This is a genomic window from Shewanella sp. GD03713 (assembly GCF_029843705.1).
In the GTDB taxonomy this organism is placed as follows: domain Bacteria; phylum Pseudomonadota; class Gammaproteobacteria; order Enterobacterales; family Shewanellaceae; genus Shewanella.
Map to the genome: position 1 here is coordinate 1,666,346 of NZ_JAOCIW010000001.1, position 15,374 is coordinate 1,681,719.

Below are 15,374 nucleotides of genomic sequence, written 5' to 3' on the forward strand. Positions count from 1 at the left end.
TCTCTATTGTTAATCAAAATGGCGCGTGCCATTACAAATGTAGTCAGACTGTTTATCTGGCGAGGTGAATTATGAAATTTGAACTCGACACTACCGACGGCCGTGCGCGCCGTGGTCGCTTGATTTTTGAACGCGGCACGGTGGAAACCCCAGCCTTTATGCCTGTTGGTACTTACGGTACGGTAAAAGGCATGACGCCTGAAGAAGTGCGTGCTACTGGCGCGGACATTCTGCTCGGTAACACTTTCCACCTGTGGTTACGTCCCGGCGAAGAAATCATGCGTAAGCATGGTGACTTGCACGATTTTATGAACTGGCAGCGTCCTATTCTGACCGATTCGGGCGGTTTCCAAGTGTTCAGTTTGGGTGACATTCGTAAAATTACCGAAGAAGGTGTGCATTTCCGTTCGCCAATTAACGGCGAGAAAATCTTCTTAGATCCTGAAAAATCAATGCAAATTCAACATGCATTGGGCAGTGATGTGGTGATGATTTTTGACGAATGTACTCCATATCCGGCAACTGAAGATGAAGCGCGCAAGTCAATGCAGATGTCACTGCGTTGGGCTAAGCGTTCACGCGACGAGTTCGACCGTCTGGAAAACCCCAATTCATTATTCGGGATCATCCAAGGCAGTGTTTATGAAGATTTACGCGACGAGAGCTTAAAAGGCTTAGTCGAAATTGGTTTCGACGGTTATGCCGTCGGTGGTTTGGCCGTAGGTGAGCCTAAGGAAGACATGCACCGCATTCTTGAGCATGTCTGTCCACAAATTCCTGCGGACAAACCTCGCTATCTGATGGGGGTCGGTAAGCCAGAGGATTTAGTTGAAGGTGTGCGTCGTGGTATCGACATGTTTGACTGTGTGATGCCAACCCGTAACGCCCGCAACGGTCATCTGTTTACCAGTGAAGGTGTGATCAAGATCCGCAATGCGCGTCATCGTGATGACACTTCACCGCTCGATCCTAAGTGTGATTGTTATACCTGTAAAAACTATTCACGGGCATACCTTTACCATTTAGATCGTTGTAATGAGATTCTGGGTGCGCGTTTAAACACCATTCACAACTTGAGATACTATCAAATGTTAATGGAAGGTTTGCGCGGGGCGATTGAGACGGGTACATTAGACGCCTTTGTAAAGGACTTCTATACCAGTCAAGGTCGTGAAGTTCCAGAGTTAGTCGATTGATTTTTTGCTAATAAGAAGAGAAAACTATGTTCATTTCAAATGCATATGCAAATGCTGCAGGCGCTCCACAGGGTGGCGGCACCATGGAATTGATTTTCATGCTGGTGATTTTCGGTCTGATTTTCTATTTCATGATTTTCCGTCCGCAATCTAAGCGTGTTAAAGAGCACAAGAACCTGATGTCATCTTTAACCAAGGGCGACGAAGTCCTGACCAGCGGCGGTATCTTAGGTAAGATTGCAAAGATCAGCGATGAAAATGACTACGTGTTACTGAGCTTGAACGACACTACTCAAATTACAATTAAAAAAGATTACATTGCAGCTGTATTGCCTAAGGGCTCTATCCAGTCGTTGTAAGCCAAGAGGGCTCAGGCGTGTTAAATAAATACCCAATGTGGAAAAACATTATGGTGGTGCTCGTCATCGCCATAGGTTGTTTCTATGCCGTACCTAACCTGTTCGGTGAAGATCATGCGGTGCAAGTAGTGGCGACTCGAGGTGCTGAAGTCACGGCATCTACCCAAGCCAGAGTGAACGAGCTGTTAGCCAGTAAGGGCATTGCGGTAAAACGTTCTGAGCTTGAAAAAGGCCAATTGTTGGTTCGCGTACAAAACGCGGATCAACAGTTGCTGGCCAAGGAAACCATCGCCGAAGAATTAGGTGATAAGTTTACCGTGGCGCTTAACCTTGCCCCTGCGACGCCGCAGTGGCTCGAGTCCATGGGCGGTAGCCCAATGAAACTCGGTCTGGACCTTCGTGGTGGTGTGCACTTCTTGATGGAAGTGGACATGGGCGAAGCCATCCGCAAGATGGAAGAGGCCAAAGTGGCCGATTTCCGTTCTCAATTACGTGAAGAAAAAATCCGTTATGCGGGCATTCGCAACAATGCGCAAGGTATCGAGATTAAATTCCGTGATGCCGAAAGTTTAGCCAGTGCAGAACGTTTCTTAAAATCTCGCAGCAACGATATGGTGTTCAGCGATGTGAGCAAGGGTGAAGACTTTGCCCTGCAAGCCGTCATGAGCGAAACCTATCTCAAGCAGATTAAAGAAGAAGCGCTGCAGCAAAACATTACCACTATCCGTAACCGTGTGAACGAGTTAGGGGTAGCTGAGCCTGTGGTTCAACGCCAAGGTGCTGAGCGTATTATCGTTGAGCTGCCAGGTGTACAAGACACTGCCCGCGCCAAGGAAATCTTAGGTGCAACCGCATCGATTGAATTCCACATGGTGGACGATAAGGCCGACCCCAATGCGGCGCAATCTGGCCGTGTACCTGCGGGTTCTGAAGTGTATCAACGCCGTGAAGGCGGTCAAGTGGTATTGAAGAAAGAAGTGATGCTAACGGGTGATCATATCACTGGCGCACAACCTAGTTTCGACCAATACAGCCGTCCACAGGTGAGCATCAACCTCGATGCTAAAGGCGGTACCATTTTCTCTAACGTGACTAAGGACAATATCGGTAAACCGATGGCGACCTTATTCATCGAATATAAAGACAGCGGTGAGCGTAACGCTGATGGCAGCGTCAAGATGCAGAAAATCCAAGAAGTGATTTCTGTGGCGACCATTCAAGCGCGTTTAGGTCGTAACTTTGTGATCACCGGCTTAAGCCATGGTGAAGCACAAAACCTCGCGCTACTGCTGCGTGCCGGTGCCCTGATTGCGCCAGTATCTATTGTGGAAGAACGTACTATCGGTCCAAGCCTAGGTGCGGAAAACATCGAGAGCGGTGTGCAAGCCATGATTTGGGGTATGGCAGTCGTACTTATCTTCATGCTGGTCTACTACCGTAGTTTCGGCTTGATCGCGAACTTAGCCTTAACGGCCAACTTAGTGATGGTGGTTGGGGTGATGTCTATGATCCCTGGCGCCGTATTAACCCTGCCTGGTATTGCCGGTATGGTGTTAACTGTGGGTATGGCGGTTGACGGTAACGTACTGATTTACGAGCGTATCCGTGAAGAGTTACGTGCAGGTCGCAGCGTACAGCAGGCCATTCACGAAGGTTACGGTAACGCATTCTCTACCATCGCCGACGCTAACATCACTACCTTCTTGACAGCGCTGATCCTGTTCGCCGTCGGTACTGGCGCGATCAAAGGCTTCGCGGTGACCCTGATGATCGGTATTGCGACATCGATGTTTACCGCTATCGTGGGTACTCGCTCAATCGTGAACGCGATTTGGGGCGGTAAGCGCGTGAAGACGCTGTCTATCTAAGGGGAAGTGATAATGTTAGAAATTTTATCTTTAAAACGTACGGTTAACTTCCTCCGTCATGCGCTGCCTATCAGTATCATGTCTGCCATTTTGGTGTTCGGCTCGCTCGTTTCTCTGGCGACCAAGGGCATTAACTGGGGCCTAGACTTTACCGGCGGTACAGTAGTTGAGATGGAGTTCACTCAGCCCGTCGATTTGAACGTGCTGCGTACTAAACTGTCTGCGCCTGAATTAGACGGTGCAGTGGTGCAAAACTTCGGTTCGAGCCGCGACGTATTAGTACGTCTGTCGGTGAAAGAAGGCATAAGCAGCGATATACAAGTAAAATCTGTGATGACTGCAGCTCAGGAAGTGGATGCTGGCGTTCAACAGAAACGGGTTGAATTCGTCGGTCCTCAGGTGGGTAAAGAGCTGGCCGAGCAGGGCGGTTTAGCGGTATTAGTCGCGCTTATCTGTATCATGATCTACGTGTCTTTCCGTTTCGAATGGCGCTTAGCCTTCGGTTCGGTCGCGGCTCTGGCCCACGACGTGATTGTGACCTTAGGCGTGTTTTCTGTATTGCAACTGGAATTCGACCTGACCGTATTAGCCGGTGTGTTAACCGTTGTGGGTTACTCACTGAACGATACCATAGTTGTGTTCGACCGTATCCGTGAAAACTTCCTCAAGATGCGTAAGAGCGAGCCAGAAGAAGTGGTTAACGTGTCTATCACGCAAACTATGAGCCGTACCATTATCACTACGGGTACGACGCTGGTGACTGTGGTTGCGCTGTTCCTTAAGGGCGGCACTATGATCCACGGTTTTGCGACAGCACTCTTGTTAGGTATTTTTGTCGGTACTTACTCTTCTATCTACGTAGCAAGTTACCTTGCGATCAAACTGGGTATTTGCCGTGAGCATATGATGCCAGTTGAAGTCGAGAAAGAAGGCGCTGACCAACCTTCGATGATGCCTTAATCGGGTATTGAGACTCGAGGTCGTGTATCACGACTGTTCAAAAAACAGCCATCGTTAAGGTGGCTTTTTTTTCGGTGGATTTTGACCTTTCCGATAATCTGCTAGCAAACTCACAACTTTATAGTGACTAATGCTGTAAAACCTAAGTGTTAATTTTATTAACAACTGCTGCAAAAAACAGCGCTCGACAGGCTCGGTTATTTCACAGTAGGATGTCGGCTGCCCATATCTAGAGAGTATTGTTGTAGGATGTCGCATGGAAGAACGTAAGACGTTAGTTGCTGGTGGAAATTTATTGCAGGCCCACACATGGAAGGGATTGTTAGAAGCCTGTGGTATTCATGTGGAGTTGCGTGGTGAGGCCTTATTAGGCGGCGTGGGTGAGTTGCCTGCGGGGCTACACAACGTCGAGCTTTGGGTGCGCGAGTCGCAACTGGCGAAAGCGCAGGCCCAGTTAAGCGCCTTGGATGTCGTGAGTCCACAGTGGCAATGTGTGCAATGCCATGAGATGAACGAAGGCAATTTTGAATTATGTTGGCACTGCAGTGCTGAGCGCAGCGAAAGCCATAACTAATCTCAACTCATTCCTACTCATCGACAGCATTTCAAACCGCGCTGACACCGCTTAGCGCGTCGAATTTACGTGGCTGGCAATTAGTCCGCCTTGTTATTAGCGCTCAGTGCTAAATTGAGGCTAAGTACTTGTTGAGGGCGTTTGTTCTTTCCTTCCTTCACCCGAACTAAAGCTGATTAGCCTATCGAGTGTTACACGCCGTTAATGGCAATGATTGCGTCTCCCCCCGTAGCGAATTACACTTCAACTTATATTCGTTAAGTCATTCAATCCCTTATCTAAGGAGTCTCTGATGAATCCATCCAGTGCTTTTTCGGCCCTTGTCGAATCGATTCGACCCCATGTCGTTGAAGTGAGTATTGAGGCCTACCAAGCCGATGACACTTGGGTATTGATTGATGTCCGTGAAGATAACGAGTGGCTACAGGATCATCTGCCGCAGGCGAAACATATGAGCCGCGGCATTATTGAGCGCGATATTGAACAGCGCTTCCCCGATAAACATACGCCTCTGCTGCTTTATTGCGCGGGTGGCGCACGCTCTGTACTGGCGGCCAGCAGTTTGCAACTGATGGGCTACCAAAGGGTGGCCTCCTTGATTGGGGGTTATAAAGGCTGGATCCAACGCCAGCTGCCCGTGGTGCAAGATTAATCTTGGCTGGGTTTAACTTTTTATAGGCGAGTCACATGCAATACTTCCCGCTGTTTATTGATACTGTTAATTTAAATGTCCTGCTGGTGGGAGCGGGTGATGTCGCCAGTCGTAAGCTGGCCTTACTGACGCGTACCGAAGCTAATATCCATGTGATTGCCCCCGAGGTAAATCCTGAGGTAAAAGCCTATGCCGATAAGGGCAGGGTTTTATTGTCTGAGCGGCCCGTGGTGCAGGCCGATATTCAAAACTATGATCTCATCTATCTAGCGACCGCAAATGATAAGCTCAACGCCGAATTAGCTACCTTAGCTACCGAGCGGGGAATTTGGGTCAATGCCGTGGATAACCCCGCCTATTGCCACTTTATTACCCCATCGATTGTCGATAGGGGCCGGCTTGTGGTGGCGATCAGCACTGCGGGCGCAGCGCCCGTGTTTGCGCGCACCATTCGAGCTCGCTTAGAGACCAGCCTGCCGCAATCGCTGAAGCCCTTGTTCGACTTTGTGGCCGACAAGCGTCTCGAAGTGCAGCAACGACTCACCAAAACCGCGACGCGTCGATTATTCTGGGAGCGCTTTTTCGACACCAATGGCGATAGGTTTGATGCGCGCACCCCCGAGCACTATCAGAATGCCTTTAACCATATTGTCAGCCGTGGGGAAATCCTATTGTTGGATGATGCTACGCCCGTTGAGTTATTGCCGCTGGCGGCCATGCCCTTGTTACAGCGCCTCGATTGGATTTACAGCGAGGTAGGTTTATCCGAGGACTTGGCAGAACTGGTGCGCCGCGATGCTAATCGCGCAGCGCTCCCCGCGCTGAGTGATATCAGCCGTGAATATGAGCAAGGCTCACGCATGTTGTTGGTCGCCGATACCCAAAAGATTGAGCAACTTAAGGCGCATTTTCTGGTGGCCAAACATTTACGCCCCGGCGCGATTTAGTCTTCTTTATCGCAGTTTGTTTGAGCTGACGGCGAGTCTTAGGTAGACTCGCCGTTATTTTTTATCGTTAAGTTTAGGATGTACTATGGCTCTCAAAGCGACCGTGTTTAAGGTCAATCTTCAGATCGCCGATATGGACCGAGGTTATTATCAAGATCATCAGCTGACGTTAGCGCAGCATCCCTCCGAGACCGATGGCCGCATGATGGTGCGTTTGTTGGCCTTTATCCTGAACGCTTCCGAGACCTTAAGTTTTACTAAGGGATTGTGCGTCGACGATGAGCCAGAACTCTGGGACAAGAGTCTCTCCGGTGAAGTGGACCTGTGGATTGAGTTTGGCCAAGCCGATGAGAAATGGCTGCGTAAGGCGAGTGGTCGCGCGAAAGCGGTGCAGCTGTTTACTTACGGCGGACGTAGTGTCCCTATTTGGTGGAAGCAGAATCAAGCGGCACTAGAGCGTTATAAAAACCTTAAAGTGTGGAATATTGCCGAAGAGTCGGTGACGGCGATGGAGGCTTTAGTGAGCCGCACTATGTCGCTGCAAGCGTCTATCAGTGAAGGGCAAGTCTGGCTATCGGATAACGAGCACAGCGTGCTTATCGAGCCCGAAATGCTGAAAGATGACCAATAAAAAAGAGCCTGCAATTGCAGGCTCTTTTTTAGACGAACATTATTGGAATTTGAGTTCCCAGCTATCGATATAGCCTACGTCGCCACGGCCACTATCAACCGCTTTGAGTTTCCACACACCGCTTGACTCAACGCCAGTCATATCAACGGTGTAGCTCTTGTTGATATTGTCTGCGCCTGCGCCAGTGTTGCTATGCAGTGTTGCCGTTTGGCCTGTTGGGCTGATGAGCTGCACTTTTAAGTCACCAATGTAAGGGTGAACAATATTCACCACGGTTGTCACAGTGCCTGAATTACCCGTGCGGGTCACTGTGATTGGGCTCGTGATACCTGTGGTTTTGTTATCAGGAATATTGTAGTTATCGGTGTTGGTGTAGCTTGCTGGCGTGGTAGGGGTGCCACCGCCGCTTTGGGCTGTGTAGCTTGCGGTTAACGATACACCGCTAAAGGCTGAATAGCCTTTCACCATCGCGTAGTAAGTACCTGATTGAACGTTGCTGATTGGGCAAGATTCGCTGTTACCACCCTTGTATGGACGGCAATCGTAGTTTGAGGTCGTTGGCGCTGCACCGTACTGTACGTACAGATCCGCATCACCCGTGCCACCGTTCATCACAAAGCCTAAGTTAGTTGCGCCCTGTGGCACTTCAAAGGAGAAATGCAGTTCTTCACTGGCAGCGCCGCTTAGACCCGTTTTTGGCACTCCGTTTACTAACACACTGTCAGTTGGAGTCGGGTCAACCGGATCCGTTGGACCATTACAGGAAGCATCTAAGAAGGTTTTCGCTGCAACGGCATTGACCAGACCATAGCCATAGTAATCATCACGGCCAGCTGTGCCTAAGTCTTCAGCGGTTTGTTTGAGCGCGTTCCGTACCTGAGCCGCGCTACATTCTGGGTGGTAGCTCCAGACTAAGGTCGCCACACCAGAAACGTGTGGGGTCGCCATCGATGTACCGTTGTAGTACTCGTAGTCTTTATTGCCTTGGTTGCTGACGGTAACGGTTGCGCCTAATTGGTTGCGCAGTGCTAAACCCGTTGCACGGTCAACAGAGACAGACACTAGGTTGATTTCACTGTTCGCATCGACCAAGAAGGGGTTTTGTAATCCAGGTAATGCGCTATTACTGTAAACGATAACGGCGCTGGCGCCCGCATTTTTACAGGCTTTTACCGCATTGATTTCTGGATAAGAAGAGCCTTGGTTACCGACTCGTTCAACTAAACACACTTTGTTAGCCATGTTGCCGCAGTTGAAAGTTGAGCCGCTGACCGTACATTCGGCCAAGGTTGCAGTTGCCGTGCCATTGTATGGATTGGGCGCGTAGTTGGTGCCCGATGGCGTTAAGCGATTGTGTGGCACAACACCTGAGTTGAAGTAAGACTGACCACCGATAGTAATATCGGCTAAACGGCCTTCACCGCGAGTAACGGTTGAGAGAATCGCTTCACCAGGGCCTGAGATCTCCACTTGGTTGGTGTACTGAGAGAAGGCTGAGTGATCTTTGTGATTATCAACCGACGCTACAGACATCACCGCATCGTAAGAGGCGGGGTAGCTGTGGGTATTGTTACCGGCGTTACCGGCCGCAGCAATCAACAGCACGCCGTTATTGTAGTGGGCTGCCAAAGCATTACGCTCTGTGGTGCTAGAACCTGAACCACCTAAGCTCATAGTGACAACGTTTGCACCGTTTGACACACAGGTGTCGACCGCTGACACGAGTGATGAGGAGTAGCCCCAGCCAGACTCGTTAAAGACTTTAATGACATGGATATTGGCATTTTGATTTGGCATTACGCCAATAACACCGTCGTTGTTAGCGATCGCCGCGATAGTACCAGCCACGTGGGTTCCATGGGCGTTGTTATTGCCTGGATCGTACCAGTTGCCCGTACCTGAATTGTTGGTACCTGTGACATTGTTACCACTTAAGTCGCTGTGACCACGATCATAACCAGAGTCGATAATACAGATAGTACGGTTGCCCGCTTGGCTGTCGCTTAATTGAGTCGCACCCACAAAGGTTTGTCCCCAAGGCGTTGTTTCGCTTAAGAGGCGGCGTGGCATGTCTTCTTCCACATATTCCACATCGGCGCGGGCTCTTAATGCCTTGATGCCATTGTTATCCAGCTTAACTGAGTAGCTGTTACTGCGGCCGATACGCTTCATTTCTTTGGCTTTTGCCTTGTTCAACACACTGTGTTGGGCGCTAATTTCAGCCACTTGAGGCTGATAATTCATCGTAGTGGCGAGCTGATCGCTGCTTTCTGACATCAGGGCTGGCGCATCGGCATTTTTAAATTTAACGATATAGCGCTTAGGCAGAGGAGAGGTCTGTGCTTGCATCGCTGCGGCGAAACCCGGTGCGTCGGGGGCAGCATGAACACCTGCCGAGATTGCAATAGCTAGGCTGGATAGACTCAGGGCTATCTTAGTGGTTCGATTGATTGTCATGTTTTTCTTCCATGTTCAATTTAGTGTTAATCATTATTATTTTTGGCTTTTAAAGAATAACTACGACTCAGATGCTACTCGGTTAGTGAATTTATCTTTGGTGTAAGTGTTTGTAAATTAAATGTTAATGGTATGATGGTTGGTAAAAATAGCTCTGTTGATAAGCGTTTTAAATGAATAAATACTCATATGTAACAAGTTGTAACCATTGTTTTTAAATATTTATGTTTTTTTATGTGGAAAAGGTGAATAAGCAAAAGCGAATTTTTAAGCCATAGAACGCAGGGTTTTGAAAAATGTAACGTTCTATTTTATTGAAATTACTTCATATAATTTTTTGGAATGATTAATTTCAAAAATGATTGCATCTGTTTGGTTTGAATGTTGAATTTTATTCAAGTGATTGATTATGCGGTTTTATTGAATTTTGGCGTCGGCAGTTTGGCATTTGCCAATTTATTGGCTTAATTGTATGAAATGAACGGCGTAAATGATTAAGTAATCTTGGTGGCAGGCTCGAAAAAAGAACAATATACAAAAAGCGCCATTTGGCGCTTTTTAGTCCGCCAGTAAAAGAGTGACTTACTCTGTTTTAGGCTGAGCGTCGGCTAAGGTCTGATAACCGCCACCGTTATAGGTTTGAGTGTAACCCGCCGCGACTAAGGCTTCGGTCGCGATACTGCTGCGTCGACCGCTACGACAATACAACACTACAGGCGCATCTTTGGCGATACCGCGCTTAGCAAACTCGGCGGCGACTTGCTCAAAGGGAATATTAACCGCATTGGCTAAATGGCCAGCGGCAAATTCCTCAGGGGTGCGCACATCGAGCACCATAGCGCCAGCAGCGATTTTCTGCCACGCAACTTGGGGCTCTTGATCGGCGGCACTTGCCGCGTTCGGGACTAAGGCGAGTGATGACAGACTCAAGAGAGCCACCCCCAGTAAGGTTTTACTGCGACACAGTAACTTGTTGAACACTGACTTTCTCCTTTGCAAATGTGCATTAACCTTGTTTCGCGATTTCGGCTTCGGATTTGACGCCCAATTTGCGTAATACCATGGCCGCAGGGCAAAAACCCGTGAAAGCGCTTTGGAATAGGTTAGCGCCAACGAAGGCCGTTAACCACATAAAGTTATGGTGCACAAAAGCGGTTAACACCAAAGACAGTAACACCATAAATCCGGCAAAGGCCATAATGCTGCGTTCGAGTGACATAGGTTGCTCCTAGAGGCAGCGCTATGGCTGCCTATTGTGGGTTAATCGGCTGTTTGAGTTAAGTTTATGCGATTTTTCATCGCCGCGTAGTAAAGCACTGGGATAACGATTAAGGTCAGTAAGGTCGAGATAAAAATCCCGAAAATTAGACTGATCGCAAGCCCGTTGAAGATAGGATCGTCCAAGATAAACAAGGCGCCAATCATGGCCGCCAAAGCGGTCAGCATAATCGGTTTGGCCCGCACGGCGCCCGAGTGGATGACAGCGCGCTCAAAGGGAACCCCTGAGGCGGTTTCCTGATTGATAAAATCCACTAATAATATCGAGTTACGGACAATAATCCCCGCCAAGGCAATCATGCCTATCATTGAAGTCGCGGTAAATTGCGCGCCGAGCAGGGCATGCCCCGGCATGACCCCTATCACTGTCAGTGGGATTGGCGCCATAATGATAAGCGGCACGAGATAGGATCTAAATTGGGCGACGACCAATAAGTAAATTGCAATCATGCCCACGGCATAGGCGATACCCATATCCCTGAAGGTTTCATAGGTGATCTTCCATTCACCGTCCCAGAGCACGGCGACTGAGTCTAGCCCTGTTGGTTGGTGGATATAATGCTGATCGAAACCTAAGCCATTTTCGCCGTCGATTTTGCCCGCCATGTCGAACATGCCATAGAGCGGACTGTCGAGCGGACCGGCCATATCGGCAACTACCATCACCATAGGGATCATATTCTTATGGATGATAGGAGCATCGATTTTACCGCGCTTGATGGTCACCAGCTCAGACACGGGCACGGATTGCCCAGTTTGGCTTTGTAACTTCATGTTTAGCACTTGTTCTAAATCGATTTTCGCCCCTTCTTGCAGTTGCAGGCGGATAGGCACGGGGTGTTTTTGCTGAGCAATATGCAAGTAGCTTACATCCTTACCGCCCACTGAGGTCGCAATTAAATCAACGATATTGCTATAGGGCACCGCCATCAGGCTAGCTTTAGAGCGGTCGATCATCACCTGCCATTTTTGCTGTGCTGCGGGTAAGAAGATATCAATATCGACCACATCTTGAGTCTCACGGAACAGTGACTGCAGATCATAAGCTGCTTGTTCACGAATCGCAGGGCTTGGGCCATAGACTTCGGCCACAATTGGTGACCAGACTGGCGGGCCTGGTGGTACTTCAACCACTTTTATATTGGCTTGATATGGCGCACCTATTTGCTGTAGTTCCTCTCTCACTGAGAGTGCAATGCTATGGCTATCGCGTTTGCGATGCTTTTTATCGACTAAATTGACCTGAATATCGCCTAGTTCTTGGCTATTACGTAGGAAATAGTGACGCACTAAGCCGTTAAAGTTCATTGGCGCATTGGTGCCAGCATACAGCTGCAAATGCTCCACCTCGGGCACAGTGGCAAGGTAACGACTTAAATCCTGAAGCACGCGCTGGGTTTGTTCCACTGGTGTGCCTTCTGGCATGTCCACCATCACTTGGAACTCTGACTTATTATCGAAGGGGAGCATCTTTAACACCACGAGCTGACCTATGGGCAAGGCCACGGCGATACCGATCAATACAAATACACCCGCAGCGAGTCCAATCCGTGCTTTACGGGCGCCTTTACCTAATAGGAAGGGGCCAATTAGACGGGTAAACAGGCGCACCATTTTACTTTCATTTATCGCGGCATCGTCGCTGTGGACAGTTTCGGTCGCTGGGCCACTATGGTGTTTGAGCAGCTTACGGCTTAGCCAGGGCGTGACCACAAAGGCAACCACAAGGGAGATCAGCATGCCCATACTGGCGTTGATGGGAATCGGGCTCATGTATGGGCCCATTAATCCTGACACAAATGCCATGGGCAGCAGAGCGGCGATAACCGTAAAGGTGGCGAGAATCGTCGGGCCGCCGACTTCATCCACCGCAACGGGGATGAGTTCACTAAAGGATTTTTTACCCAGCGCCATATGCCTGTGAATGTTTTCCACTACCACAATGGCATCGTCGACCAAGATCCCGATGGAGAAAATCAGCGCGAAGAGTGACACTCGGTTGAGGGTAAATCCCCACGCCCATGAGGCGAATAGAGTGATCGCCAAGGTGATAATAATGGCGACACCGACCACTAAGGACTCGCGGGCGCCCATGGTTAAAAATACCAATACGACAACGGCGCTGGTGGCAAAAATCAGCTTAAGAATAAGGGTGTTAGATTTATCCGCCGCCGTCTCACCATAGTTGCGCGAAACAGTCACTTCGACATTGCTGGGGATCAATACATTCTTGACCTTAGCAATGCGAGCAAGCGTTGCATCGGCGATATCGACAGCGTTTTGCCCCGGTTGTTTACCTATGGCAATCGTCACCGCAGGGTAAATATCTGTCTTGTCACTGTGCCAAACGCTTTGAGTGGGAATATCACTCTTTAAACTGATGTCGGCGATATCGGCCAAATAAACAGGGGTAGGCTTGCCGTTTTTATCCTGCGAAATACTCACAACGAGCTGTTTTACATCGTCTATTGTTTGTAAAAATTGCCCAGCCTGAACCTTAATCTCTTGATTACCTTGTACTAAAGACGCAGGCATCGAGATGTGATTATTGTCATTTAGGCTTTGTCTCAACTTGTCGTAGGTGAGATTAAAGCTATTCATTTTGGCGGGATCGATGCGTACATTGGCCACTATCTCATGTTGGCCGACGGTGTATATCTCCCGCGTGCCAGGGATACGCTTGATTTCGGTTTCTAACCCTTGCGCAACATGGGTCAATTGTTCGGCCGAGACCTGTTTGTCCTTGGACCATAAGGTCAGGCTAACAATAGGTACATCATCAATGCCCCGAGGTTTAATTAATGGTTCACCCACACCCGCGCCCTGCGGCAGTTTATCCATATTGGAATAAATCTGGTTGTAGAGACTCACTATGGCATCATTGCGGGTTACGCCGACTTTAAAGATCACAATGATCATGGCGCCATCGGGTTGGGAGAAAGAATAGAGCGTGTCTATCCCTTTGATTTCAGAGATCACTTGCTCGGCGGGCAGGGTGACTAAGTTTTCAACTTCGACCGGAGTGGCGCCAGGAAAGGGGATAAAGACATCGGCAAAGGTAACGTCAATCTGTGGTTCTTCTTCCTTTGGGGTCACTAAAATAGCAAATAAGCCGAGCAATAAGCCTAAAAGTGCCAGCAGCGGTGTGATGGCACTGTTTTGGAAGGCGGCCGCAATCCGACCCGAAAAACCAAGTGTCATCGGAGATTCATTAGCGTGTTTCATTCAACAACCTCATCAAATTGATATCGCTAGGGAATTTATTGCTTTTGCTCAAGCAACACTTGGTAAGCATCCATGGCGACAATATCTCCGGATTTAAGTCCTGCGAGTATTTCCACTTCACCATTGACAGGTTCTGATACTCGTACCTGAGTGAGCACAAATTGCTCGCCTTTTTTCAGGTACACACTGCTGAGTTCGTTCATGGTGATTAGCGCTGAGGTCGGTAGCTGGATTTTTTCTCGCTCGCCATTTTTAAACAGCGCCTTGGCCCAAGTTCCGGGTTGCAGGTTAGGTTCATCCTTTGGCAGGTTAATCCGCACTTGATAGCTATGGCTCACGGGATCGGCAAAGCTAAAGATGGTGAGGTCCTTAGAGAGGATTTCACGACCATCATTTAAGCGTACTAAAAATTCAGGGGCGCTTTTTAGCTGTTGAATATAGCGTTGTGGCACTTGGGTGATGGCGCGCATTTGGCTTGGTGAAAATCCAGAGAGTAGCGGCTGACCGACAATCACGGTTTCACCTAATTCGACTAAACGCTCGGTAACAATCCCGCTAAATGGGGCCGATACCACAGTATATTTGAGTGACTCAGTCGCCTTGATAACCCGCGCCTTAGCCGCACTCACGGCTTGTTCGGCAGCTTTAGCATTGGCGGTTGCTTCATCCATAGCGCCTTTTGAAATCGCGCCTTGGGGAAAGAGTTCTTTGTAGCGTTTATATTGTGCCTGCGCCTCCACATTTAGTGCGGTGGCTTTGGCGAGATCGGCTTCATAGCTTGCGAGTTCAGCGCCTTGTTCTTTACTAGTTATCTCGAGTAAGGCTGCGCCTTCTGGTACCACATCATTGACATCGTAGTTGAGCTTAACGATTCGGCCTGAGGTTTGCGCCGAGACGGTAGCCGCTTTGACGGCCTCGATACTGGCGTCTAAGGTCACCCAATTCGCGTAAGGTTTGCTCATTACCTCGAGGGTCGCCAAGGGCGCAGCCTGGGTGGCAAAGGGGGAAAAAACGAATAATGTGAATAGAGTACGTGAGATTGCAGCCATACCAAATCATCCCAAAAATAATTCATGAGTAAATTCTAATGGAGTTGTTTTGATTAGGCAATCAATATTTATTAGAAAAATTTAATGTAATCGATTTTACTAATATAGGGAAACGGCGAATGAATCTTCCCTTACATCAATCGCCATGTCATCACTCTGGTCCTGTCCAGCTTTAAAT

The 15,374-nt window shown here is 48.8% G+C and carries 13 protein-coding genes; 8 read left to right on the forward strand and 5 right to left on the reverse strand.

Translation table 11 applies throughout. From position 1 onward, the window contains the following. The first annotated feature begins 71 nt into the window (after window positions 1–71). The 8 genes from tgt (at window position 72) to N5E87_RS07575 (ending at window position 7,187) form a co-directional block, all read left to right on the forward strand. Window positions 72–1,196 carry a tRNA guanosine(34) transglycosylase Tgt gene (tgt, locus tag N5E87_RS07540; RefSeq protein WP_011622165.1) on the forward strand — a complete coding sequence of 375 codons (1,125 nt, stop codon included), beginning with the start codon at window positions 72–74 and terminating at the stop codon, window positions 1,194–1,196. Between the two features lie 26 nt (window positions 1,197–1,222). Beyond that, window positions 1,223–1,555 (forward strand): preprotein translocase subunit YajC, encoded by a 333-nt coding sequence (gene yajC, locus N5E87_RS07545; protein WP_011622166.1) that lies wholly within the window; start codon window positions 1,223–1,225, stop codon window positions 1,553–1,555. 17 nt (window positions 1,556–1,572) lie between these two features. Next, window positions 1,573–3,423, forward strand: coding sequence for a protein translocase subunit SecD (secD, locus tag N5E87_RS07550; RefSeq protein WP_086904150.1), 1,851 nt, complete (start codon window positions 1,573–1,575; stop codon window positions 3,421–3,423). Between the two features lie 12 nt (window positions 3,424–3,435). Next, entirely contained in the window at window positions 3,436–4,383 is a 948-nt protein-coding gene (gene secF, locus N5E87_RS07555) for a protein translocase subunit SecF (RefSeq protein ID WP_086904149.1), read from the forward strand. Between the two features lie 256 nt (window positions 4,384–4,639). Beyond that, a complete protein-coding gene (locus N5E87_RS07560; RefSeq protein WP_011625764.1) occupies window positions 4,640–4,957 on the forward strand; it encodes a DUF2007 domain-containing protein in 318 nt (105 codons plus the stop codon). 292 nt (window positions 4,958–5,249) lie between these two features. Then, complete coding sequence (locus N5E87_RS07565; protein ID WP_011622170.1) at window positions 5,250–5,609, forward strand: rhodanese-like domain-containing protein; 360 nt, start codon at window positions 5,250–5,252, stop codon at window positions 5,607–5,609. A 35-nt stretch (window positions 5,610–5,644) separates the two neighbouring features. Continuing rightward, complete coding sequence (locus N5E87_RS07570) at window positions 5,645–6,556, forward strand: bifunctional precorrin-2 dehydrogenase/sirohydrochlorin ferrochelatase (protein WP_086904148.1); 912 nt, start codon at window positions 5,645–5,647, stop codon at window positions 6,554–6,556. 85 nt (window positions 6,557–6,641) lie between these two features. Next, on the forward strand, window positions 6,642–7,187 hold the full coding sequence (locus N5E87_RS07575; RefSeq protein ID WP_011622172.1) for a YaeQ family protein: 546 nt from the start codon (window positions 6,642–6,644) through the stop codon (window positions 7,185–7,187). 39 nt (window positions 7,188–7,226) lie between these two features. Here N5E87_RS07575 and N5E87_RS07580 read toward each other — a convergent pair whose 3' ends face one another. The 5 genes from N5E87_RS07580 to N5E87_RS07600 form a co-directional block, all read right to left on the reverse strand. After that, the gene (locus N5E87_RS07580) at window positions 7,227–9,644 is read right to left on the reverse strand and encodes a S8 family serine peptidase (protein WP_086904147.1); all 2,418 of its coding nucleotides are present in this window, start codon (window positions 9,642–9,644) and stop codon (window positions 7,227–7,229) included. Between the two features lie 582 nt (window positions 9,645–10,226). Beyond that, window positions 10,227–10,625 (reverse strand): rhodanese-like domain-containing protein, encoded by a 399-nt coding sequence (locus N5E87_RS07585; protein ID WP_086904146.1) that lies wholly within the window; start codon window positions 10,623–10,625, stop codon window positions 10,227–10,229. A 25-nt stretch (window positions 10,626–10,650) separates the two neighbouring features. Then, window positions 10,651–10,863 carry a DUF2892 domain-containing protein gene (locus N5E87_RS07590; protein ID WP_011622175.1) on the reverse strand — a complete coding sequence of 71 codons (213 nt, stop codon included), beginning with the start codon at window positions 10,861–10,863 and terminating at the stop codon, window positions 10,651–10,653. A gap of 41 nt (window positions 10,864–10,904) precedes the next feature. Beyond that, entirely contained in the window at window positions 10,905–14,147 is a 3,243-nt protein-coding gene (locus N5E87_RS07595; protein WP_086904145.1) for an efflux RND transporter permease subunit, read from the reverse strand. A 35-nt stretch (window positions 14,148–14,182) separates the two neighbouring features. Next, window positions 14,183–15,196: an efflux RND transporter periplasmic adaptor subunit gene (locus N5E87_RS07600; RefSeq protein WP_086904144.1), complete on the reverse strand. Its 1,014-nt coding sequence runs from the start codon at window positions 15,194–15,196 to the stop codon at window positions 14,183–14,185. Window positions 15,197–15,374 lie beyond the last annotated feature (178 nt).